This window comes from Sphingomonas sp. CV7422 (assembly GCF_027945725.1).
In the GTDB taxonomy this organism is placed as follows: domain Bacteria; phylum Pseudomonadota; class Alphaproteobacteria; order Sphingomonadales; family Sphingomonadaceae; genus Sphingomonas; species Sphingomonas kyungheensis.
Window position 1 is genome coordinate 521174 of the sequence record NZ_CP115900.1, and the last position, 23731, is coordinate 544904.

Genomic DNA, 23731 nt, shown 5'->3' on the forward strand with positions numbered 1-23731 from the left:
GGTAACGACCCGGCTCGCCGATCAATCGGCCGCGATCAGCGCGTGCGGCGCGCCCTCGACCTCCAGGGTCTCTGCAACGGCGGGACGATCCATCATGCGATCGTAGAATGCTGCGAGACTGGGCCAGGTCCCGAGATCGAGCGCATGCCGCAACGCCCATGTCAGCATCGTGAAGAGGTAGACATCCGGACAGGTCATGTGATCGCCGGCGAGATACCGTCGCCCGTCAAGCTGACGATCGACCCATGCGAGCCGCGGCGATACGCGGATGCGGGTCTGCTCCTGGCCGTCCGGCGTGTTGGCCAGGAAGTTCGCTGCGACGCCATCGTGCCGGTCGGGCGTGATGAACGTCTTGTGCACTTCCGTGGCGATGAAGGTCAGCCACGCCAGCGCGTGGTAGCGGGCGAGTGAACCGACCGGTGGCAGGAAATTCCGCGAGGGGTCCTGATCCGCGATCCATTGCAGGATGACCGCGCATTCTGTGAGCAGATCGCCGCTGTCGAGCCGCAGCGCAGGCACATACCCCTTGGAGCAGACCTGCCGGTATTCTCCCCCCGACCACCGATGCGCGGCAAGATCGACGCGTTCGAGCGCGAAAGGCAGTCCGGCCTCGCGCAGCAGGATATGGGGAGCCTGTGAACTGGCGCCCGCGGCGTAGAACAGGATCATCGGCCTTCTCCGTGTCTGAAGCTGGCGGCCGGCAAACAGGGACCCGATCGGTCCGAAACGCGTGATCCCGAGAGCGAGGCGTGCGAAGCTGCACCGATGTTCGACTGGCAAGACATGCGCTATTTCCTCGCCGTCGCCAAAACGGGATCATTGACGGCCGCAGCCAAGGCGCTCGGGGTCGATCACGCGACGGTCGGCCGGCGCGTCGCGCGATTGGAGGGGGCGATCGATGCGAAGCTTCTCCATCGCCTGCCGCGATCGACGCGCCTCACCGATGCCGGTGCCGCTCTCGTGCAGGCGGCCGCGGCGATGGAAGGCGGCGCGGACGCCGCGGTGCGTTACCTGCGTGGCCAGACCGACGGGGCGGCCGGGTCGGTGACCGTCAGCGTTCTGTCGGCGATCGCCGCCTTCGCCATCACGCCCGGCCTGCCGCGGCTGCTCGACGCGAATCCCGGCCTTCGGCTGACACTGTCGACCACCTTGGCCATCGCATCGCTGGAACGGGGCGAGGCCGACATCGCCATCGGGTTCGTCCGTCCCGACCGGGCGAGCCGCATCGTCCGTCAGCTGACGACCCTGCGCTTTGCCCTTTATGGTGCGCCGGGGATCGCCGGCCGCCCTTCGGCCGACTGGACCTTCATCGGTTTCGAAGAGGCGCTGGCCGATATCGTCCAGCAGGCGTGGCTGAATGACTATGCGGCGGGACGACCCTTCGTGCTGCGCACCAATGACGTCGCCACGCAGGCGCAGGCCGCCAGTGCCGGACTGGGCGTCGCGCTTCTTCCGTGCCTGGTCGGCGATGCGGTGCCTGGTCTCATCCGGCTGGAGACCAGCGCTCCTCCACCGTCACGGCCGTTGTGGATGTCCGTCCACGCAGACGTCCGCCGCTCCGCAGCCGTGCGCATCGTCATGGATCATATGGTCCGGTGCTTCGGCGTCCTATCGGTGGAACACGCTTGAATGGCCGCGTGTCCGGTACCGGCCGCCGCTACGGTTTTCGCCCGTGTCCGGACGCAGCTCATCGATTCACCCCTTGATACAATATAACATGGCGCTATGGGGCGACGCCTTGGTTCAGGGGAAAGCGATCATGACCTCCTATCTCGTCGGCGTCAGCCTGTTGTCGATCCTCGCCGCGCCGGCGCTGGCGCAGACCGGGGCCGATCCTGCCGCGCCGCCCGCGGCCTCCACGCGCGCGGCCGCGTCGAACGACATCATCATCACCGCGCCGGTGCAGCAGAGCGAGCGCGACGTGCTCCAGGGAACGTCGGTGCTCGCCGGCGAGGCGCTGACGCGCAACCTGCGGCCGACGATCGGTGAGACGCTGGCGCGGTTGCCGGGCGTGTCGGCGACGTCGTTCGGGCCGTCGGCGTCACGGCCGATCCTGCGCGGCTTCCAGGGCGAGCGCATCCGCGTGCTCACCGACGGGATCGGCTCGATCGACGTGTCCAACACCAGCGTCGACCATGCGGTGATCATCGATCCGCTGCTCGCCGAGCGGATCGAGGTGCTGCGCGGCCCGTCGGCGCTGCTGTTCGGATCGTCGGCGGTCGGCGGCGTCGTCAACGTCATTGACACGCGCATCCCGCGCTCCGTGCCCGACAAGGGCTATCGCCTCGCCGGCATCGCCAATTACGGCAGCGCCGCCAGCGAGCGATCGGTCGAGGGCGCGGGCGATGTCGCGGTCGGCCAGCATCTCGTGCTGCATGCCGACGGATCGTACCTCAAGTCCGACGATCTGCGCATCGGCGGCTATGCCTTGTCGCGCGCGGCGCGGGCGGCGGCGGCGAGCCAGATCGGCCTGCCGCAGGACAGCGAGGAGCCGATCGACTTCGCCGCCTCGACCCGCATCCGCGGCCGCCTGCCCAATTCGGCCGCGGAGACGTGGACCGCGGGCGTCGGTGCGGCGATCATTACCGACACCGGCAACCTCGGCGTGTCGTACAGCCATTACGACAGCCTCTACGGCGTGCCGATCCGCTATGCGACCGCGGTCGGGCAGGAGCAGGAGGCGCCGCGCCTCTCCGTGGTGCAGAACCGCTACGATCTGCGTGGCGAGGTGCAGACCGGCGGCGGCGTGCTCGATCGCATCCGCATCCGCCTCGGCCATGCCGATTACCGCCATTTCGAGCTGGAGGAGGACGGCAGCGTCGGCACCGCCTTCTACAACAACGGCACCGAAGGGCGGCTCGAACTGGTCCAGGCGAACCATGGCGGCTGGAGCGGCGCGTCGGGCGTGCAATATTTCAACCGGCTGTTCAACGTCGTCGGCGACGAGGCCTTTCTGCCGCGCAACGCCACCGACCAGACCGGGCTGTTCACGCTGCAACAATTCGCCAGCGGGCCGTTCCGCGCCGAAGGCGGGCTGCGTTACGAATGGAGCACGCTCGCCGCCCGCGCCGATCAGGACAATCGCTTCTTCAGCGGGCAGCGCAGCTTCCAGGCGCTGTCGGGGTCGCTCGGCGCCTCTTATGCGCTGAGCGATGCGGTGCGGATCGGCATCAACGGTTCGCGCACCGAACGCGCGCCCTCGGCGGAGGAGTTGTTTGCCAATGGCGGCCATGCGGGGACGCAGGCCTATGAGCTCGGCAGCCCCGACTTCCGGCTGGAAAAGTCATGGGGCCTCGAAGCGACGCTGCACGCGCATACCGCCGAGGTGAATTTCGACGCCTCGGCCTATTACAACTGGTTCAGCAACTATATTTCGGAGAACCAGGTCGATCCGTCGGTCTGCGTCGCCGCCGCCTCGCCGTCCGGCCGCGTCGTCGACCTGCCCTGCTTCCAGTATCAGCAGGCGGATGCGCGCTATTACGGGTTCGAGGCGGACGTGTCGGCGACGCTGTTCCGGCTGGGGCAGGTGCGCGTCAACGGCGACCTGCTCGGCGATTACGTCCATGCCTCGATCGTCGATCTGGGGCCGGTGCCGCGCATCCCGCCGGCGCGCGTGCTCGGCGGACTCGAGGCGCAGGGCGACCGCTTCACGCTGCGCGGCGAGGTCGAGCATCTGTTCGAGCAGAACCGCATCACCGCGTTCGAGACGCCGACGCAAAGCTATACGATCGCCAATGCGAGCCTCAGCCTGTCGCCGTTCGGGCGCGACAGCAAGACGACGCTGCTGCTCTCGGCGAACAATCTGTTCGACGTCAACGTCCGCCGCCACGCGAGCTTCCTCAAGGATTTCGCGCCGCTCGCCGGACGCGACCTGCGCGCCACATTGCGCTTCGCGCTATAGGCGCCGCCGCCGCGGCGTGCCGCTCAGCCCTTCGCGGGCGGCACGCTGCGCGTCGCATCGAGGAAGGCGGTGACCCAGACGAGCGGGGCGTTCCAGTTGATCGCCACCTCGTTCACCGTGAACGCCTGCCAGTCGTCGCGCCAGCAGGTCTGGCCGATACAGCCCCTGAGCTGCGCGTCGGCTTTGCTCGCGCCGTCGTTGGGGCCGCCCGACAGCACGCCGGGCGGCGGCTCCGGGAAGCGCGGATCGGCCGCCTGCGCCCAGAAGCGGTGGTGCGGATGCCGCATCGGCCGGCTGCCGAAGCCGGTGACGTAGGAGCGATCGAGCGCGTTGCGGCCGAAGACGTAGTCGGCGACGTCGATCATCGCGGCGCGATAGGCGGGGCGATGGCTGATCTGCCAGGCGACGCCGAGCAGCATCGCGCGGTTGAGCAAGGTCGCGTTGGAGCCCCAGACGTATTTCCGGCCTGCCAGCGGCAATTGGTAGCCGCTGCGCGCGCGCTCGCCGAGCAGCCGGTCGGCGAGGCGCAGCAGCTGCGCGCGGATCGCGGCTTCGGTCGCCGCGGGCAGGCGGTTGGGCGTCGTCGCCAGCGTCATCATCCCGGCGAGCGCGGTGCTGCCCCAGCTGAGATCGACGCCGTCGTCGCCCAGATAGGGCGAGGTGGTGATGACCTGGGCATAGGCCGGATCGCCGGTGGTGACGAACAATTGCGCCGCCGCCCAGAAGCGTTCGTCGCTCACCGTCCTGTCGCCATAGCCGCCGCTGCCGGTGAAGTCGGAGCTGGCATAGAGATCGGGCACGCGCGTGGCCGCCGCCCAGCCGCGTGTCGCGGCGGCGAGGGCGGCGGCGGCGAAGGCGGGGTCGCGCTCGCGCCAGATCCGCGCCGCCTGCGCCGCGACCGCGACCATGTTGAGCGTCGCCGCGGTGGTCGGCGGATAGAGGAAGCGCGGCATCGGATCGGCGGCGGGCGCGGTCGGCAGCGGCGTCCAGGCCACGTCGGCGACCTTGCTGTGGACGAGGCCGCCCGCATCGATGGTGCGGAAATCGCGCGCCGGCGCCCCGCGATCGGTGGTGAAGGCGACGGTGAGCGAGCGACCGGCGGGGATTTGCATCGCGAGTAGGAAGCGCACCTCGACCTTCGCCTCGTCGAGCAGATCGTCGGTGCCGTTGCCGTTCTCGGGCAAGGCGAGCCGTCCGTCGGCGAAGGCGTTCGCATCGCCGAGCGCGGCGAGCCGTTCGTGCAGATCGAGCAAGGTCCAGGCGGATAGGCCGCCGTTGACGACATATTTGCCCTGGTCGCCGGCATCATACCAGCCGCCGGTGGTGTCGAGCGTATAGTCGCAGCCCGGCCAGGTGACGCCGCGCTGGTCGCGGCCGTGGAAACAGGTGACGCGCTCGTGCGGATGGCCGGCGGCGCGGGCGAGGTCGGGACGCGGCACATAGCGCGCGAGGATCGGCACGCCGCTGCGCTGCTGGTAGAAGAAGCTCATCGCCGCGGTGGCGGCATCGGCATAGGGGCGATCGAGGATCGCGAACGGCTGGCTGCGCGCGCTGCCGACGGCGAGCCGATAGCGGCCGGGGCGCGTCACGCTATCGAAGCGGATGCGCGCGACGCGCTCGCCCGAGCCGGGATCGACGCCGAACGGCTCGGTCGTGCCGTGCGCCACCGTGCGCCCGGCGGTGTCGAGCAATTGCCAGTCCTGCGGCGCCTCCGTCGGCGTGGCGAGGATCGCGGTCTTGGGGCCGTGCGTCTCGTAACCGATCTGGTCGACGCGGATCGGACTGGCCGCGGGTTCCGGCGCGGGCGCCGCGGCGGCGAGGATCAGCGCGAGCGGAATCGTCCACAGGCCTCGGTTGCGTCGCATCGCTCGTCTCCCCCCAATCAGCTGCGCCTTCATAGCGACTGAAAATGCAATTGAAGCAGCTATTTAGTCTATAACTCAGGGCAGGGCCGATCGTCTCGGCCGGTGCCGCTGCCGGGGAAGGTGACGGCGCCGGTGGTGGCGCCGTCACGATCGGTCAGAACGAATATTTCAGGCTGGCGAGCGCGGTCGTCCCCGAATTGACGATGTCGGAGATCGCCAGCGAGCGGCGGCCGATATGCGCCCAATAGGTATAGCTGTTGAACAGATTGGCGATCGAGACGTCCCCCTTCACGCCATGGCCGAAATCGGCGCCGACGTGCAGGTCGACGCGCCGGATCGGCCGCACCCAGCGCTGATCCCAGCCGGTCGGCTGACCCAGATAGCTGTACGATTCGAGATAGGCGCCGGTATAGCTGTAGATGGCGTCGATCGAGAATCCGTGCAGCGCATAGAAGACGCGGCCCTGTGCGATCACGTCGGGGGCGTTCTGGATCGGCGCTTCGTTGCCGCCACCGATATCGACCTTGGTCCACTGGCGGGTCAGGTTGGCGCCGATCCCGAAGCCGCGCAGCGCGCCGGGCAGCTCGACGAAGGTCTTCTGCGTCTGGAATTCGAGCCCGTAGATATTGCCGCCGCCGCCGTTGCGCGGCTGGTTGACGAAGGTCTGGTTGGTGCCGTCGCTGGTCGCGGTGTTGAGCAGCATCGTGCCGCTGTCGTACATGTAGTTGCGCAGCCGCTTGTAATAGCCGCCGAGCATCGCATAGCCCGAGGGCGCGAAATTCCATTCGACCGACGTGTCGACGTTGGTCGCGCGGATCGCCTTGAGATCGGGATTGCCCTGCACGATCGTGGTCTTGCCGTCGTCGCCGGTCCGGCTCGTCGCGCTGCCGCCCAATTGGAAGAAGGGCGGGCGCGTGTAGGATTGCCAGATGTCGCCGCGGGCGACGATGCCGGACGTCGGCCGCCAGTTGACGAACAGGCTGGGCAGCAGCGCGTCGTAATGCGAGCGATTGCCGGCGAAGGCGCCGGGCTGCTCGACCTTGCCGACGTAACGGATCTGCCAATAGGTGTTGCGGATGTCGGTATGTTCGAAGCGGATGCCGGGGATGATCTCCACGTCGCCCGTCTTCAGCGTCGTGGTCGCATAGCCGGCGCTGACCGTCTCGCTGCCCTTGAGCGTGCCGCAATTGCGGTTGTTGACGTACAGATCGCCGCAGGTGTCGAAGCTGTTGTACGGCGTCCCGTCGAAATTGGCGGCGAATTGATATTTGTTGAAGAGGTCGAACAGCGCCTGCTTGTCGAAGCGCGGCAGCGACCATTCGTACAGGCCGGGATAGGTGTGCGCATAACGGCCGCCGGTCAGGCCCAAGGCGGCCCAGGTCGCGGTCTTGCCAAGGTAATTGGCGACATAGTCGGTCGTCCAGTCGCGGCTGGTGACGGTGCGGCGGCTGGTCTGCACCTTGGCGCCGAACGCGACCGACTGCACGATCCCGGCCTGATCCGACAGATCGCGGCTGATGTCGATCCGGCTGCCCCATTTGCGCTGGCCGCTGAACTGTGTGGTGAGCTGGCCGGCGCGGCGGGCGGGCAGCACATCGGCCGCATGGTCGAAGGCGTCGAAGATCGCCGGATTGAGCAGGGCGACCGGATATTCGTCGCGATAGCCGATCGACTGGCCGCCGAGCGGATATTTCGCGCCGTTGGTATATTTGTCCGACTGGTTGCTGCGCGCCGAGGCCTCGATATGATTGGGCCGGTTGTTGTGGCCTTCGCTGAAGAACAGTTCCGGGGCGATCTTCCAGCCGCCGAGCTGCGCCGCGCCGCCGAACGCCGCGGTGGCGAGGATCGACGTTTCGGGATTGGTCTCGAAATAATTGCGCACCGAAACCGCCGGCACGACGAGCTGGTAGCGATCCGTACCTGCCGTCTGCACCCATGACTTGGTGCCGCCGTTGAACTGCGCGAGGGTCGAATCCTGCGTCGTCATCGCCTTGGCATAGCTGCCGCGCAGATAGAGCTGCGTGCCGTCCGCGCCGTGCCAGTCGAGCGAGCCGTTGCCGCCGAAGCGGTTGGTCGCGCCGCTCGACACGCCCGCGTCGAAGCCGGTCAGCGCCGCGTTGCGTTCGGGATCGAGGCCGGGATAGGCGTGGCCCTTGGCATCGGCGGCATTGGCATAGCCCCAGCTGCCGTCGTCATGCGCCGATTGCGCGCCGCGGATCTCGCTGTTGGTATAGGTGCGCCGCTCGAAATAGCCGCTGACGTAGACGCCCATCTGATGATCGGGGCCGAAACGCGTCGACAGCGCCGCCGCGGCGCCGCCGCCCAGCCCGTCGTCGTGATATTTGCGCGCGCGCGTCTCGATCCGGCCGAGCGCGGTCAGGCTGCCGTGCGGCGCGTCGCCATAGTCGAAGGCGGTCGGCGTGCGGAAATCGACGGTGCCGCCGATCGCATCGCCGTCCATGTCGGCGCGCGACGCCTTGTTGAGCACGATCGTGTTGAGGCCGGTCGGCGGCAGCAGGCTGAGCTGCACGCCGCGGCTGTACGGCTGGCCCTGCGCGACGTTGACGCCGTTGATTAGGTTGACGTTATATTCGGAATTGAGACCGCGGATCGCGACATACATACCCTCGCCGCGCGACGCGCCGTCGACTCCGCCGATGAACGACGAGCCGGTGTTGACGACGTTGACGCCGGGCAGCAGGCCGAGCGCCTCGGCGACGTTGTGCACGGCGGTGTGGCGCAGATCCTCCTCGGAGAGCACGGCGATCGGCTGCGCCGCGGCGAACTGGATGGCGGCGGCCTGTTTGCGCGTGCCGATGACGACGATGTCGCCGGCGCGATCGTCCCGGCCCGAGGCGCCGGCAGCCGTGGCGTCCGCGGCGGCGGCCTGCACCGGCTCCTGCTGCGCGAGCGCCGGTGCGGCGCAGATGGTCATCGTGCCGGCCAGCAGCACGCTCTTGAATGGCAATCGCAACATGTCAGTCCCCCAAAATGAGTCCACCCGCCCTTCGCGGACGAAGGACGGGTGCAGCCGGAAGGACGCAGCGCCGGTGGAGATTCCCCATCGGCAAAAAGGATCGTTTTGGTCATATCCCTGTCACCGATCGGCCCTAACGTGTCGCGAGGCGATGATTGCAAGGACGGGTGGAGTGACGCTGGCGCCAATCGACGCTGCCGAAATCAACGCGCTGCGCCAGTATCTTCGCCGCCGGCTGCGCGATCCTGCCGATGTCGACGACCTGATGCAGGACGTCTATCTGCGGCTGCTCACCACTCAGGCGTCAGCAGTCGACCATGCCGCGGGCTATCTCCGGCGGATCGCCGCCAATCTGATGATCGACCGGCATCGCCGGCAGGTGACGCGGTTGTTCGACCGGCATCTGCCGCTCGACGACAGCATCGCCGCCGCCGGCGCGCTCGGTCCGGATCGCGCCGTCGCGGCGCGCCAGCAGCTGCGCCGCCTCGACGCCGCGCTCGATGCGCTGCAACCGATCGCGCGTGACACGTTCCTGCTCGTGCGCGTCGAGGGGCTGAGCCACAAGGAGGCGGCGCGGCGGATCGGCGTCACCCCCAAGGCGGTGTCGCATCACGTCGAGCGGACGCTGGCGCGGCTCGCCGACCGGTTGGAGATGGTCGAATGAGCGGCCGGCGCTCCCGCGCGCTGCGGCTGTTCGCCGCCGCGACGATCGGGCTCGGCCTCGTCGGCGCGGCACCGGCGGCGCGTCCCGACCTGCGCGTGATGACCTTCAACGTCCGCTATCCCAATCCGGACGACGGCGCCAATCGCTGGGCCGACCGGCGCGCGCTGTTCGTCGCCACCGTCCGCGCGGCGGATCCGGACGTGATCGGCACGCAGGAGCTGTTCCAGGCGCAGGGCGACGACATCGTGCGAGCGCTGCCGCGCTTCCGCTGGTTCGGGTGCGACCGGTTCGGCGGCCATGCCGACGAGCATATGGGGATCGTCTATCGGCGCGACCGGCTGCGGCTGCTGCGTCACGGTCGCTTCTGGCTGTCGCCGACGCCGTCGCGGCCGGGCAGCCTCGGCTGGGGCGCGACGCTGCCGCGGATGGCGAATTGGGGCGTGTTCGAGACGCGCGCGACGCCGCGCTGGCGGTTCCTGCTGCTCGATACGCATCTCGCCAATCGCGACAGCGAGGATGCGGTGGCGCGGCAGCGTTCGGCGGCGCTGATCGCGCGCCGCCTGCCGGCGCTGGCGCACGGGCTGCCGATCGTGCTGACCGCCGATCTCAACGCGGTGCCGGACAGCGCGGCGCATCGACGGCTGACGGCGCTGCTCACCGACGTCTGGGAGCAAGCGGAGCTGCGCGCAGGGCCGGCGGGGACCTTTCACGACTTCACCGGCGTGCCGGGCGACCGGATCGACTATATCCTGGTGCGCGGCTTCCGGCCGGTGTCGGCGCGGGTGCTGACCGATCATGACGGCAAGCGCTATCCGTCGGACCATTTCCCGGTCGTCGCCGATCTCGATCGGACCGCGCGCTGATCGCTCAGCCGCGGTGCGGGCTGAGTGCGATCACCGCCGCGCCGATCAGGCACAGGCCGGTGCCGGCGCAATCGTAGCGATCGGGCCGGACGCCTTCGACACGCCACAGCCAGAGCAAGGCGGCGGTGATGTAGATGCCGCCATAGGTCGCATAGGCCCGCCCGGCCGCCGCCGCCTCGACCCGGGTGAGCAGCCATGCGAAGGCGACCAGCGCGAGGCATCCCGGGATCAGCCACAGCGGCGAACGCCCCATCCGCAGCCACGCCCAGAAGGCGAAGCAGCCGGCGATCTCGGCAAGCGCGGCGGCGGCGTAGAGGACGAGCGTCATCGCCAGCCCATAACAGGTCGCGGCGGGAATGGGGACGCGCGGGCGTCCGTCGACGGCACCGCGACGGCGAGGCGTGATGGTGCGCGCGCCGCTGCCGCCTCGCGTCGCGCCCGTGTCGCGGAAGTGCAAGCAATGCGCGCTAGGCTCGCCGCGCCATGGCCAGCGCCCCACTCCTATCGCCCGGGCGGCCCGCCGTTTCGATGCAGCTCGGCTATAGCCTCGGCAATCTCGGCAAGAGCGTCGTGCTCACCGTGTTCGATACCTTCCTGCTCTATTATCTGGTGCGGATCGCCGGGGTGGCGCCGCTCGCGGCGGGCGGGCTGCTGGGCGCGGTGATGCTGTGGGACGGCGCGGCGGATGTCGGTGTCGCCTTCCTGACCGATCGCTCCGGCCATGTCGGCGCGTTGCGCCGGCTGGTGCTGATCGGCAGTCCGCTGTGCGCGATCAGCTTCTGGCTGATCTTCACGCTGCCGCCGGCCGACGGGTCGTGGCCGATCGCGCTCGCGGTAATGCTGTGCCGCGCCGGCTTCGCGCTCTGCGACATCGGGCACAATACGCTGATCGTCCGCTTTGCCGCCGATCCGCGCATCGCGGCGGGCGTGTCGGGGATGCGGCTGATCTGCAGTGCCGGCGGGGTCGGGCTGGTCGGGCTGGCGACCGCCGCGATCCTGACCGCGCCGCCGGCCGCGCGCGCGGCGACGATCGCCGCGGCGGCGATGATCGGCGGTGCGCTCTATGCCGGTACGCTGCTGGTCGCCGTGGTCGCGACGCGACGGCTGCCGGTGCCGCCGACGCCCGGCGGCGAGCGGCGCAGCGCTGCGGCGGTGATCGGCGACCTGTGGCGCAACCCGCCGTTCCGGCGGCTGCTCTGCCTGCTGCCGCTGCAATCGGGGCTGGTGCCGCTGTTCGTGCGGGCGCTCGCCTTCACCGGCGAGGCGACGCGCGGCGGCGCGCAATGGGCGGGACCGGCGCTGGCGACGATCGCGCTCGCGCAGGCGCTGTCGCTGCCGGTGTGGATGATCGCCGCACGCTGGCGGCGTCCGCAGGCGCTGCTGGTGCTGGCGCATGGTGCGATGCTCGTCGCGCTCGCGATGCTCGCTGCCACGCTGGGTGCGGACGTCGACGTCATCGGGCTGACGCTGATCGGCATCGCGCAGGCGGGGATGAACATGGCGATCTGGGCGATGCTGGCGATCGCGGTGCATCGCGGCGCGGGCGAGGGGGTGATGGACGAGGCGCTGCCGGTCGGCGTCTTCCTCGCCGTCATCAAGGCAAGCGGCGGGCTGGGCCATGCGCTGCTCGCGCTCGTCGTCGCCGCGGCGGCCTGCCCGCGGTGCGGCGCGACGCCGGGAATGGTCGCGACGATCGCCTGGCTGCTGCCGGCGCTGGGCTGCGGCGGCGTGCTCTGGCTGGTCCGGGGCAGGCGGCGATCGCCCGCCCCGCTTAGGGTTCCGGAGACCGTCGCATCCGCCCCTTCATGAAAGTTCATTTTATATTTGACGACGGCTGATGAATAGGTCAGACCAATCATGCCGTTAGGCATCCTCCCCAACAGGATTCTCGGGGCCGCTTCGGCGGCCCTCTTTTTTTGCCCGCCGCCTAGAGGTCGTGCAGCACCCCCTTCAGGGCATCGTCCTCGAGCGCCCGGCCGGCACCCAGCGCGACGCAGAGCAGCGGCGATTCGGCGACCGTCACCGGCAGGCCGGTGGCGCGACTCAGCGTCTCGTCGAGCCGCCGCAGCAGCGCGCCGCCGCCGGTCAGCACGATCCCCTGTTCGACGATATCGGCGGCGAGCTCGGGCTCGATCTGTTCGAGCGTCTTCATCACCACCTCGACGATCTGCGCGACGAGGTCGGCGATCGCATCGGCGATCTCGCTCTGGCCGATGCCGATCTCCTTGGGGATGCCGTTGGTGAGATCGCGGCCGCGGACGCGCATCTGCAGGTCGTTGCCGTCCGCCGGGCGGCAGGCGGCGCCGATCTGCTGCTTGATCCGCTCGGCGGTCGCCTCGCCGATCATCAGATTGTGCTTGCGGCGGATGTGCGAGGCAATCGCCTCGTCGAGCTTGTCGCCGCCGACGCGCACCGAATTGCTGTAGGCGAGCCCGCCAAGCGACAGCACCGCCGCCTCGGTGGTGCCGCCGCCGATGTCGACGACGAGAAAGCCGACCGGGGCAGTGATCGGCAGCCCGGCGCCGATCGCCGCGGCGAGCGACTCCTCGATCAGCGACACCTTGGCGGCGCCGGCGCTGGTCGCCGCCTGACGGATCGCGCGCCGCTCGACCTGCGTCGAATTGGCGGGGACGCAGATCACCAGCCGCGGGCTGCGCATCCGCCGGCCGCTGTCGCCGTGCACCTTGCGGATGAAATGCTTGATCATCTGCTCGGCGACGTCGATGTCGGCGATGACGCCGTCGCGCAAGGGGCGGATCGTCTCGACGCCCTGCGGCGTCTTGCCCATCATCAATTTGGCGTCGGCGCCGACCGCGAGCACCTTGGGCACGCCGTTTCGCGTCTCGATCGCCACCACCGAGGGTTCGTCGAGCACCATGCCGCGGCCGGCGACGAACACCAACGTGTTCACGGTGCCAAGGTCGATCGCCATGTCGTGGGAGGCGAAGCCGAAGGGCAGGGACAGGCGCAGGGGAATACCTCGTCAGCAGGAGAGACCCGCCGCATTGGGCCTGCACCGGGCAGCGTCAACCAGTGTTGCGCCCATCGGCCTGCCGCGACGGACGGATGGTTTCAGAAGGACATAGCCGCAGCTTGCCGCGCTCGTGCCGGGGGCGTAGATCGCCGGGGATCGTGGCTGCCCCTTCCCCTCCCGCCGGCAACGACGCGGCCGCATGCGACTTCGTCGTCATCGACGTCGAGACCGCCTGCGCGCGGGTGAGCAGCATCTGCCAGATCGGCATCGTCGGCTTTCGCGACGGCGGCGAGCTGTTCAGCTACGAGACGTTGCTCGATCCGTGCGACGATTTCCACCCGATCAACACGCGAATCCACGGCATCGCCGCGCATCACGTCATCGGCCGGCCGACCTTCGCGCATGTCCATGCCGCGATCGGCCGCCATCTGGCCGGGCGCGTCACCGTCGCGCATTCGTCGTTCGACAAGGGCGCGCTCGCCGCGGCGTGCCGGGTGCATGCGCTGCCGGAGATCGCGACGACCTGGCTCGACAGCGTGCGGGTGGCGCGACGCGCCTGGCCCGATCTGCCCAATCACAAGCTCGGCGGGCTGGCGCGGTTCCTCGGCATCCCGCACCGCCACCATGATGCGCTGAGCGATGCGCGCGCCGCCGGCTGGGTGATGCTGCACGCGATCGAGCAGACCGGCCTGTCGCTCGCCGACTGGCTCGCGCCGCCGGTCAGGCGGGCGCGTGCCGCCCGCGCCGCGCCCCCCGCCGCCACTGGCGATAGCCGAGAACCGCCAGCAGCGTGATCGCCGCATAGAGGCCGGCGGTCAGCCACAGGGCCTTGACGATGAACATGCCGACATAGGTGACGTCGACGATGATCCACAGCAGCCAGCTTTCTGCATGGCGGCGCGCGGTCCAATATTGCGCGACGAGGCTGAAGCTGCTCAGCGTCGCGTCCATCCACGGCAGCGCGGCATCGGTGTAGCGACTGGTCAGCCAGCCGACCGACGCGGCGGCGATCGCGCCGATGGCGAGGCCGGCGACCGCCTGCCGCGCGGGCAGCGGCGCCACCGCCACCACGCCGCTGTCGCGCACGCCGCGCAGCCAGGCGAGCCAGCCGTAGAGGATCGCGATGCCGAACGCGCCCTGCAACACCATGTCGGCATAGAGCCGCACGTCGAGGAACAGCTTGGCGTAGAGCGCGCAGGCGAGCAGGTTGACCGGCCAGCACAGCATCCGCCGCCGCGCGGTCAGCCAGATGCCCGCGAAGCTGACGACGACCGCGACGATCTCGAGCGGGCTCATCCGCCCGTCCCGCGGATCGTCGCGAGCAGGGCGCGTCCCGGCGGCGTCGCGAACCAGCCGACATGGCCGATCGCATATCCGTCCCACGCCAGCGCGGCGGCGGCGGGATCGGCGACCACCGCGGTGAAATAATCGGCTTCCGACAGCGCGAATTCGAGGTGACTGAGCGGCAGCAGCCGCGCGATCGTCGCGCGATCCGCCGCGCCGAGCGGCCGCACGGCGGCATAGCCGGCGAGCAGCGCGGTGACCGCGGCGGGATCGGCGATGGCATCGGTCTGCGGCAGGTCGAGCCAGTTCAGCATCCGCTCGATCGCGGTGGCGATATCCTGCACCGCGCAGCTGCGGTCGGCGAGGCCGAAGTCGATCACCGTCCGCACCGTGCCCTGCGGCGTCCATAGCAGGTTGGACGGATGCCAGTCGTTGTGCGTCCACAGCGACGGCTGATCCGCGAGCCCGGCCAGACCCCCGGCATGCTGCGCGAGAACGGCGGCGAGCTGCTCCTGCCACGGCCGAATCGCCAGAAAGGCGGCGAGCCGCGGCCGCGCCGCGACATAGGCCCGCGCCGCGGCGAACGGATCGGGTGCCGGGAGGATGGTATAGCTGGCGATCAGCGGCGCGGCGGCGCGCGGCGGTGCCGTATAGTCGCGCGCCGCCTCGTGCAGCCGGGCGAGCATCACGCCCGCGGCATAAGCATGGTCGTGCGACAGATAGGGCGTCCACGACTGGCGCTCGCGATACAGATCGATGCCCGGTGCGGCGACGTGCAGCTCGTAGCAAGAGGAGTCGATCGCGACCGCGCGCGCGCCGTCGTCGCTTGCCAGAGCCTGCGGCACCGGCAGGCCGACGTCGGCGAGATGCGCGATGAAGCGATGCTCTTCGGCAAGTGCGGCGACGCTGCGGATGCTGCGGTGATGCCGCTTGAGCAGCAGTGCGCCGCGATCCGTATCGATCAGCGCCGCCGCCGAGAAGGGCCGCGGCGAATGCCAGCGCAGCGCCGCGAACCGCCCCGCGGCGGGAAAGCGCGCGATCACCGCCGCCGCCTCCGCCGCAGTGATCGGCGGCCAGACCGGCGCTTCGAGCGCCTCGCCCATGCCGTGGACGCGATGCGCGTCGGGATCGGCGGCGCGCGCCACGGTCAGAAGGCGCGCGCGATCGTCGCGATCACCGCCGCGCCGCTGCCGATGTAATAGGCCGGCGCCGCGCCGGCGATGACGCTGCCGTTGCGGCCGATCGTGTCGCGCGCATTGGTCGTCACCGCCTGCACCCCCGACAGGACGTGCGGATCGGTGACGTTGATCGCATTGACGCGCAGATCGGTGCGCTTGCCGTCGAGCCAGTCGGCGAGATGCACGCCGATCGACAGGTCGAGCGTCGCATAGCCCGGAATGCTCTCGTCGTTCAGGAAGGTGGCATATTGGCGGGCGAGATATTTGCCGGCGATGCTGCCGAACAGACGGCCGTCGTCATAGATGCCGCCCGCGCCGACCTGTACCGTCGGGCTCGACACCGCATGCTTGCCGCGCGTCGGCAGCAGGTCGCCGTCGACCGGCAGGTCGTCGTCGATCCGCGCATGGAGGTATTCGCCCGAGACGTACAGGCTGACCCCGGCGGCGGGGCGGTAATCGACCTCGGCATCGACGCCATAAGAGGTCTGGCCGCCGGCGTTGAGCGTCGTATTGACCTGCGCACCGCCCGATTGGACGATCGTCGCGAGCTGGCGGTTGCGGAACGTGTAGTGGAAGCCGGTGACCGACGCCGACAGGTTCGCGCCGATGAAGCGATAGCCGAGCTCCTCGGACACGGCATATTCGTTCTTGAGCGCGTCCGTCCCCTGCGCCGCCAGCACGCCGCCCGCATAGCTGTCGTAGAGCGTGAACTCGTTCGGCGTGCGGAAATTGGTGGTGACGTTGGCGAACAGCTGCTGCCGGTCGTCGAGATCGAAGTGGAGCGCGGCGCGCGGCAGCGCGGCGAAGCTGTCGAGCCGCACGCTCGACTGCGGGCCGGGCAGATAGTTGCGGCCGTTGCGCAGCACGTCGACACCCTTGATGCCGAGCTCCAGCGTCAGCCGCGGCGTCAGCGCGATCCGGTCGGCGACGAAGGCGCTCTTGGTGACGGTGACGGTGCGCTGGTTCTCGTACGCGAGCAACCGGCCGTCGGCGGTGCGGATCGCCTTGGCGCGATAGCCCCAGCGGTCGGTCGGCGTACCGTCGGGGTTGAGGCTGGTATAGGATTGCGTGACGCGATCGGTGCCATAGTCGAACCACAAACCGGCGGTGAGGCGATGCCGCCCCGCCTCCAGCACCAATTTGGCGACGCTGCCGCCGCGGAACTGGTCACCGGTGTAATTGCCGAGCACGGTGGCGACGCCGTCGACCGCGCCGGGCAGCGTGATCGCGCCGAGCGCCTCGTCGCCGAGGAAATTGCCCTCGCTGGTCAGCTGCGTCCCATAAGGCGAGTTGCCATAGCCCCATTGCGCGTAGCTGGTGCTGTCGAAGCTCAGCGCCTCGCCGAGCCTGAGGTGGACCGGCGCGGAGGCGTAGAGGTTGCGGAACGGCGCGCGATAGAGCTTCCAATAATCGGTCGCGCCCGGCGTGTAGCGGCTCGCATAATTGAAGCCGCGTCCCTGCGCCTGCCAGTCGGCGAGCGTCGGGCTCGGATAGGTCGAGCTGTTGGCGTCATTGTACGACAGCGCGAGGCTGGCGCGATTGTCGCCCCATTCGTTGAGCAGCTTGGCGTCGACATGCTGGCGAACGTCATAGCCGGCGCCGCGCCAATTGTCGGCGCGGGTGTAGGAATAGGACAGGAAGGCCTTGAGCCCGGTGCCGGCGATCGCGCCGCTGTCGACGCGGGCGAAGGCGCGCCGTGCCGCATAGCTGCCGAGCGACAGGTCGACGAGCGCCTGCGGCCGCGCCTTGGGATCGTCGAGCGCCAGCGACAGCAGCCCGCCTGCGCCGCCGAGCGTCGGCGAGTCGATATCGACCGATCCTTGGGCGAGTCCGATCCGCCGCAGATTGCCGGGATCGGCGAATTGCGCCGGATAGGCGTAATAATAACCGATGTCGTTCTGCGGCGCGCCTTCCATCAGCACGCCGATCTCGTCCTGGCCAAGTCCGCGCAGCGTCAGACTCGAACTGGTCGACAGGCCATAGGGATCGCTCGACGCGACGGTCGCGCCAGGGAGCAGCGCGACGAGCTGGAAGGCGTTGAGCGTCGGGGCCTGTTTGACGATGTAATCGGCGGAGATCGCGCTTTCGGCGCGCGGCGTCTCCTGATCCGGCAGCAGCCCGGCGGGATCGGCGCGGCCGATCACGCGGATATCGGTGGTCTCGCTCGTCTGCGCCGCGGCGGGGGCGGCGACCGCGGCGAGCGCCAGCGTGAGCGGCGGCAGCGCACGCCGCAGCGCGAAGGGAGCATAAGGCAGATCAGCCGACATCGTTCGCATCCACGTCATCCGGAGGAACGACGGCGGACCGCGCACCCTCCCTACGCCGGTATCACCCGGATCAGGTTCAGCGGGTCGTGGGCTGCTGCCCACCTCTCAGCCACACGTCAGCGGCCCCCCGGGGAGGGCGTGGCTTAGCGGCTTTGGCGGGAGGGCGATAGGGGGTTGAGCGGTGGGTTTGGTGCGTGGTTAGGTAAAGTTCTGTATTACAGAATAATAAGTCGGACTTGTAACAATATCGAAGCAAAGAAAATAACGATCGATCATATTCCGGTGCGGCGCGGCAAATCAAAAAAGTCGGATATTGTAAGCAGTAAGCATATAGCAGATTCTATATCGCCTACCTTGGGTAATTCGGACAGCCGCGCTTCTATAAATGAGTTAGGGTGAGCGATGGGCGCGCCCGATCTGATGGAGTGCGTAATGAAGCGGCGTTTGATGACGGCGATGGTGCTGGTCCTGGCGACGAGCGGATGCGGCTCGGATGGCAAGGGCGGTTCGGCGCCGGTACCGGTGACAACAGGCAGCACGCCCGCGCCGACCCCGGCACCCACTCCCGCCCCGACGCCGGCGCCTACTCCGGCCCCGACGCCCACTCCGGCGCCGACGCCTACTCCTGCGCCGACAGCTCGCGTATACACCTACGAAAAGGCGGCCGATTTTACGAAGGATCGAAGCTTCACCGGCTATGACCGAATGGATATCAATCTTTCTGCTGGGAAATTTGTCGCGATTGCTTTGTCTTCGTCGGAAACGGGGGTGACGACCTATACCACGCAGGGCGGGACGGTCACCTTGGCTGACAGCACCGACCTGCCGGGGAAAGGTACCTACTCGGCGGGTAACGGCACGTTTTCCGTACGGCGCAAGTTGGAGTTTAACGCTTCGGGCGGTTACGTGCTGCTCGGTTTGCCGGACGGTCTCTCCAAGTACGAAAGTTTCGCCGAAGCGCAGTTCAACGATGACAAGGTCGCGCGCCTGCTCATCATTGGTTCGCCGACCAATCCAATCGAAATTCCAACCACCGGAACGTTGACGTATTCCGCGCTGATAGCGGAACAAAACAACGCAAAGGATCAGGTGGCTGCCCAAGCGTTGACAGTTGATTGCGCTACAGGGACTGTATCGGGAAATATTCCTCTCGTCGTGAAAGACGGTTCGGGTTCGGTGCCATTTACGATAACCGGAACGAAGGATGGCAGTGCCCGCATATCGGGGACGCTTAAAAGCCAGGATGGCAAAATTACGGGCACCTTTATCGGTCGCCTCTACGGCCAGGGTGCCAAGGAGATCGCGCTCTTGGTCAGCTTCAAGCTGGCCGACGGTGGCTTCGACGCAGCTCTCCTCACCGGCCGCCTGCAATAACATACAACGTGCCGGGGCCAGCGCCCCGGCACGCCACCCCTTACAGTCCGTAGGACAGGCGCAGATAGCCGAAGCGGCCGGGGATGTCGTAGGTGGTCGGGTCGTAATTGTTGAGGCTGCAGCTGAAGCAGGCCGGCGGGTCCTTGTCGAAGACGTTGTTGACGCCGAAGGTGAAGGCGAAGCGCGAGTCCAGCCAGCGCGGGCGGAACTGGAGCTGGGCGTCGCCGTAGAGGCGGCTCTTCAGCTCGTTGTCGGCGGAAATCTCCTGGACATTGTCGATATAGCGGGCGGTGATGCTCGCGGTGACCGGGCCGATCGACCAGTCGATCGTGCCGAGGCCCTTGAAATGCGGATAGGTCTGGTCGGGGGAGCCGCGCTCGGTGCCGACATAGTCGGTGGTGGTGAAGCCGCCGGTCGCCGGCGTGCTCTCGGCATATTTGAGCAGGTAATTGCCCGAGACATAGAGGCCGAAGCGACCCGCGCCGGTCTCGCCCGAACGGATCGTCAGCGTCGCGTCGATGCCGCGGGTGCGGACGCCGCCGGTGTTGAGCAGCAGGCCGTTGATCGCGGTGACGATGCCGCTCGGCGCGCGCCGGATCGCCGCGCAGCTCAGCGCATCGCCGGTCTCGGCGCAGCGGCTGAGCAGCACCTGCGCCGGGATCGAGGCGATCGCGCCCTCCACCTTGATGTCGTAATAATTGACCTCGAGGCTGAGCGCCGAGAGCGTGCCGCCGCGCGCCCAGCGCGGGCTGTAGACGCCGCCGAACAGCAGGGTCCGCGCGGTCTCCGGACGCAGGTCGGGATTGCCGCCGGTCAGCACCGGCAACTGGCCGCCCTGCGGCTCGGCATAGCTGCCGCCGGCGGGGACGCCGTTGGCGATGCAATTGGTCCGCACCGTCGCGTTCGAGGCGAACTGGCCGCCGCTCGCGCTGGTGCACGGATCGTCGATCGACGCATCGAACCGCGACTGCGCGCCGTACAGCTCGCCGATCGACGGAGCGCGCAAGGATTCGGCATATTGGCCGCGCAGCAGCAGGTCGCTGACCGGCTTCCACAAGGCGCCGCCGCTGAACGTCGTGTTGCTGCCGAAGGTCGAGTAATTGGAGTGGCGCACCGCGCCGTTGAGTTCGAGCGAGGCGATCGCGGGCAGGTCGCGGAGCAGCGGCAGGCGGATCTCGCCATAGACTTCGTCGACGTTGAACTTGCCGCTCGCCGCCTGTGCCGGGATGTCGGCGCCGAGCCCGGCCTGGATCACCGGATCGGGGGTGAAGCTGCCGAACTGGTAGCGATGCTCATAACCGATCGCGATGCCGACCGGGCCGCCGGGCAGGTCGAACAGCTCGCCCGACAGATTGGCGGTATAATCGTTGAGCGTCTGGCTGCTGCGGTCACGCTCGTCGAAGCCGATATAGCCGAGCATCGCCGGGGTGATCGAGCCGACGCCGCCGAAGAAGTTGAACGGCACGCAATCGTCGGTGCACTGGCTGACCGGGCCGATCGCCCGGGCGAGCTTGGCGGCGTTGATGTTGCCGGTGAACAGCTGCTTGGCGTCGTTGTAACCGATCACCGCATTGGCATCCCAATACCAATTATGGCCGAACAGGCGGAACTTGCCGTCGAGCGTGCCGGTCAGCGACATGGTGTCGACCTGCTGGCTGTAGGTTCGCTGGCCGGCCTCGACCAGGCGGCGGAAGATCGCTGTGTAATTCTGCCCCGGCGTCAGCGTCACGCCGAACGGATTATAGGGATTGGTCGCGTCGACCGACAGCGTGTCGAGCAGATTGCCGTTGCCGACGTCCGGGCCGATGCCGAGCGGCAGATAGGCGGCCTGATTCTGCGAGTTGCGGCGATTGTACACCGCCTTGACGCGCAGGTTGAGCGCATCGGAGAAACTGGCGCGCGCGTTGACGAAACCGCCGTAGCGTTCGACCGGGGTGAGGAAATAGTTGAACGGCGCGAAATTATAGCGGTCGGCCGCGGTGAAGGCCTTGAAGTCGCCGGTCGCCAGCGTCGGGTCGTATACCGGGCGGCCGCTCGCCACCGGTCCGCGCAGCGTCAGGTTCTGGCCGTTGACGAGGAAGCGGCCGAGCGGGGTGAAGCTGGAACAGCCGCCGATCGGGTCCGAACAGCTCGTCTGGCCGGGATTGGGATATTGCGAGATGCTGCGGTCGGCGGCGCTGACCGCTTCCTGCTTGGTGTAATAGCCGCCTGCGACGACATGGACATGATCGTCGCCGAGCCCGTAGCTGAGCTGGTAATCCTGCGTCTTGCCGTCATTGTCGCCGAGGAACTGGCCGTATTGCGCCGACGCCTTGAGCCCCTTCTGATTCTGTTTGGTGATGATGTTGACGACGCCGGCGATCGCGTCCGAGCCATATTGCGGCGAGGCGCCCGATTGTAGCACCTCGATCCGCTCGATCATCGACGAGGGGATCGAGTTGAGATCGACGGTGGCGGGGATGCCGCTCGCCGAGGCGCCGTTGACGTAGCGCAGGCCGTCGACCAGCACGAGCGTGCGCTTGGGGCCGAGATAGCGCAGGTCGAGCACCGCCGAGCCCGCGCCGACGCCGCCGCCGTCGGGCGGATTGCCGAAATTGCCCGAGCTGTTGAACTTCGAGTTGAGACCGCCCGACGAGGCGGGCAGCCGCTGCAGCACGTCGGCGACCGACGACAGGCCGGTGCGCGCGATCGCCGCATCGTCGACGGTGACCACCGGCGAGGGCTGGTCGAGCGGATCGCGGCGGATGCGCGAGCCGGTGACGACGATGTCCTCCGCCGGCGCCTCGGTGGCGGCGGGCGCGGTCGGCGTCTGCGGATCGGTGGCGAGCTGCGCCGACGCGACCTGCGCGGACAGCGCCAGCCCGGCGACCATCGCCAGACGGGAAGATCGGATCATCCAGGTCGTTGCACGCATTGCTGTTCCCCTTGTCTGCGCCCTTTGCGGTGTCGCACGATCATTATGCAGCAAAGGCGCCTGACGACCATATGATGCGACGCGATCGGGCATTTCGGTACGGATATTTTGCATAATGTTGCAATGCGGTAACAGTCGTTGCCGTCCCGACATTCGCGGGAGGCCCGAACCAGCACCGGATCAGGGACTTGGCCTTGCCGCGCAGCCTCATCGCGTCGATAGCCGCGCGATGACCGACACCCCATCGTCCGCCGGCATGGCGCCGCGCGAATTCGTCGCCTTCATCGCCGCGGTGATGGCGGTCAATGCCTTGGGCGTCGACCTGATGCTGCCTGCCCTCGCCGACATCGGCCGCGATCTGATGGTGACGGAGGCCAATCACCGGCAATGGGTGGTGACGGTCTATATGGTCGGCTTCGGCATCGGCCAGTTGGTCTACGGGCCGCTCGCCGATCGCTACGGCCGGCGGCCGGTGCTGGTGGCGACGCTGGCGGGGTTCATCGCGGCGAGCGTGTTCGCCGCCGGCTCGGCGAGCTTCGCGGCGCTGCTCGGCGCGCGGCTGTTGCAGGGGCTGATGTCGGCGTCGACGCGTGTGCTGGCGGTGGCGATCGTCCGCGACCGGGAATCCGGGCGGCAGATGGCGCGGACGATGTCGGTGGCGCAGATGATCTTCTTCATCGTGCCGATCATGGCGCCGACTTTGGGGCAGGGGCTGCTCGCCTTCGGGCCGTGGCGGGTGATCTTCTACGGCCTCGCGGTGTTCGCCGCGGTGGTGCTCGCCTGGTCGTCGCTGCGGCTCGGCGAGACGCTGCCGGTGGCGCGGCGCCGGCCGCTGTCGCTCGCCAATCTCGCCGGCAGCTACCGGCTGACGCTGACCAACCGCTATTCGGTCGGCTATGCGCTCGCCGCGTCGCTGACCTTCGGCGGGATCATCGCCTTCGTCTCGTCGGCGCAGCAGATCTTCGTCGAGGAATTCGGCGCAGGACGGCGTTTCACCCTGCTGTTCGCGGCCTGCGCCTTTTCGATGGGGCTCGCCTCCTTCGCCAACAGCCGGCTGGTCGAGCGGCTCGGCACGCGGCTGATCTCGCAGTCGGCGGTGCTCGCGCTGATCGCGCTGTCGGTGATCCACGTCGCGATCATCCTCAACGGGCACGAGACGCTGGTCAGCTTCATGATCCTGCAGGCGTCGAGCATGACCTGCATCGGCCTGTGCGGTTCGAATTTCGGCGCGATGGCGATGGAGCCGGTCGGCCATATCGCCGGCAGCGCCTCGTCGGTGCAGGGGTTCATCACCAGCATCGGCGCGGTGCTGGTCGGCAGCGCGATCGGCCAGTCCTATGCCGGCACGACGCTGCCGCTGGCGATCGGCTATCTCGGCATCGGCGTCGCGGTGCTGGCGCTGGTCTGGGTGGTAGAGAAGGGCGAGCTGTTCCGGCCGCGGATGGCGGAGGGCGCCTGACCCGGCGCCCT

At 68.4% G+C, this 23731-nt stretch carries 17 protein-coding genes and 1 riboswitch; of the genes, 8 read left to right on the forward strand and 9 right to left on the reverse strand.

Annotation, left to right across the window (positions count from 1 at the left end; genetic code table 11):
- Positions 1-21 precede the first annotated feature (21 nt).
- Complete coding sequence (locus PBN85_RS02525) at positions 22-669, reverse strand: glutathione binding-like protein (RefSeq protein ID WP_271300050.1); 648 nt, start codon at positions 667-669, stop codon at positions 22-24.
- A gap of 96 nt (positions 670-765) precedes the next feature.
- On the opposite strand from PBN85_RS02525, the gene PBN85_RS02530 reads away from it, so the two are divergent.
- Together PBN85_RS02530 and PBN85_RS02535 are read left to right on the forward strand one after the other, a co-directional pair.
- Positions 766-1629 carry a LysR family transcriptional regulator gene (locus PBN85_RS02530; protein ID WP_271300051.1) on the forward strand — a complete coding sequence of 288 codons (864 nt, stop codon included), beginning with the start codon at positions 766-768 and terminating at the stop codon, positions 1627-1629.
- Between the two features lie 130 nt (positions 1630-1759).
- Positions 1760-3901: a TonB-dependent receptor gene (locus PBN85_RS02535; RefSeq protein ID WP_271300052.1), complete on the forward strand. Its 2142-nt coding sequence runs from the start codon at positions 1760-1762 to the stop codon at positions 3899-3901.
- A 23-nt stretch (positions 3902-3924) separates the two neighbouring features.
- Here PBN85_RS02535 and PBN85_RS02540 read toward each other — a convergent pair whose 3' ends face one another.
- Together PBN85_RS02540 and PBN85_RS02545 are read right to left on the reverse strand one after the other, a co-directional pair.
- The gene (locus PBN85_RS02540; RefSeq protein ID WP_271300053.1) at positions 3925-5766 is read right to left on the reverse strand and encodes a glycoside hydrolase family 9 protein; all 1842 of its coding nucleotides are present in this window, start codon (positions 5764-5766) and stop codon (positions 3925-3927) included.
- A gap of 154 nt (positions 5767-5920) precedes the next feature.
- Positions 5921-8743 (reverse strand): TonB-dependent receptor, encoded by a 2823-nt coding sequence (locus PBN85_RS02545; protein ID WP_271300054.1) that lies wholly within the window; start codon positions 8741-8743, stop codon positions 5921-5923.
- 172 nt (positions 8744-8915) lie between these two features.
- Between PBN85_RS02545 and PBN85_RS02550 the strand changes: the two genes are divergently transcribed.
- Complete coding sequence (locus PBN85_RS02550; protein ID WP_051583416.1) at positions 8916-9407, forward strand: RNA polymerase sigma factor; 492 nt, start codon at positions 8916-8918, stop codon at positions 9405-9407.
- Complete coding sequence (locus PBN85_RS02555) at positions 9404-10270, forward strand: endonuclease/exonuclease/phosphatase family protein (RefSeq protein ID WP_037534049.1); 867 nt, start codon at positions 9404-9406, stop codon at positions 10268-10270. The genes PBN85_RS02550 and PBN85_RS02555 overlap by 4 nt, the downstream gene beginning before the upstream one ends.
- A gap of 4 nt (positions 10271-10274) precedes the next feature.
- Here PBN85_RS02555 and PBN85_RS02560 read toward each other — a convergent pair whose 3' ends face one another.
- Positions 10275-10598, reverse strand: coding sequence for a YnfA family protein (locus PBN85_RS02560; protein WP_271300826.1), 324 nt, complete (start codon positions 10596-10598; stop codon positions 10275-10277).
- Between the two features lie 200 nt (positions 10599-10798).
- Here PBN85_RS02560 and PBN85_RS02565 point away from each other — a divergent pair, with 200 nt between their 5' ends.
- Entirely contained in the window at positions 10799-12079 is a 1281-nt protein-coding gene (locus tag PBN85_RS02565; RefSeq protein WP_271300055.1) for an MFS transporter, read from the forward strand.
- A 118-nt stretch (positions 12080-12197) separates the two neighbouring features.
- Here the strand turns inward: PBN85_RS02565 and PBN85_RS02570 are convergent, their stop codons facing one another.
- Positions 12198-13241, reverse strand: a complete 1044-nt coding sequence (locus PBN85_RS02570; RefSeq protein ID WP_037534050.1) for a rod shape-determining protein — start codon at positions 13239-13241, stop codon at positions 12198-12200.
- Positions 13242-13402: 161 nt separating this feature from the next.
- Between PBN85_RS02570 and PBN85_RS02575 the strand changes: the two genes are divergently transcribed.
- Positions 13403-14038 (forward strand): exonuclease domain-containing protein, encoded by a 636-nt coding sequence (locus PBN85_RS02575; RefSeq protein WP_271300056.1) that lies wholly within the window; start codon positions 13403-13405, stop codon positions 14036-14038.
- On the opposite strand, the gene pnuC is transcribed toward PBN85_RS02575, so the two are convergent.
- The 3 genes from pnuC to PBN85_RS02590 are packed head-to-tail and all read right to left on the reverse strand — an operon-like array spanning position 13965 to position 17973.
- Complete coding sequence (gene pnuC, locus PBN85_RS02580; protein ID WP_271300057.1) at positions 13965-14540, reverse strand: nicotinamide riboside transporter PnuC; 576 nt, start codon at positions 14538-14540, stop codon at positions 13965-13967. The two genes, PBN85_RS02575 and pnuC, sit on opposite strands and share 74 nt — an antisense overlap.
- Complete coding sequence (locus tag PBN85_RS02585) at positions 14537-15631, reverse strand: phosphotransferase enzyme family protein (protein ID WP_271300827.1); 1095 nt, start codon at positions 15629-15631, stop codon at positions 14537-14539. Before PBN85_RS02585 ends, pnuC begins: the two co-directional genes overlap by 4 nt.
- Before the next feature lie 44 nt (positions 15632-15675).
- Positions 15676-17973 (reverse strand): TonB-dependent receptor, encoded by a 2298-nt coding sequence (locus tag PBN85_RS02590; protein ID WP_271300058.1) that lies wholly within the window; start codon positions 17971-17973, stop codon positions 15676-15678.
- Positions 17974-18003: 30 nt separating this feature from the next.
- A riboswitch (TPP riboswitch) is annotated at positions 18004-18113 on the reverse strand.
- A gap of 262 nt (positions 18114-18375) precedes the next feature.
- Between PBN85_RS02590 and PBN85_RS02595 the strand changes: the two genes are divergently transcribed.
- Complete coding sequence (locus tag PBN85_RS02595; RefSeq protein WP_271300059.1) at positions 18376-19347, forward strand: hypothetical protein; 972 nt, start codon at positions 18376-18378, stop codon at positions 19345-19347.
- Positions 19348-19387: 40 nt separating this feature from the next.
- On the opposite strand, the gene PBN85_RS02600 is transcribed toward PBN85_RS02595, so the two are convergent.
- Entirely contained in the window at positions 19388-22243 is a 2856-nt protein-coding gene (locus PBN85_RS02600; protein WP_271300060.1) for a TonB-dependent receptor domain-containing protein, read from the reverse strand.
- A 133-nt stretch (positions 22244-22376) separates the two neighbouring features.
- Here PBN85_RS02600 and PBN85_RS02605 point away from each other — a divergent pair, with 133 nt between their 5' ends.
- Complete coding sequence (locus tag PBN85_RS02605) at positions 22377-23720, forward strand: multidrug effflux MFS transporter (protein WP_271300061.1); 1344 nt, start codon at positions 22377-22379, stop codon at positions 23718-23720.
- The last annotated feature ends 11 nt before the right edge of the window (positions 23721-23731 follow it).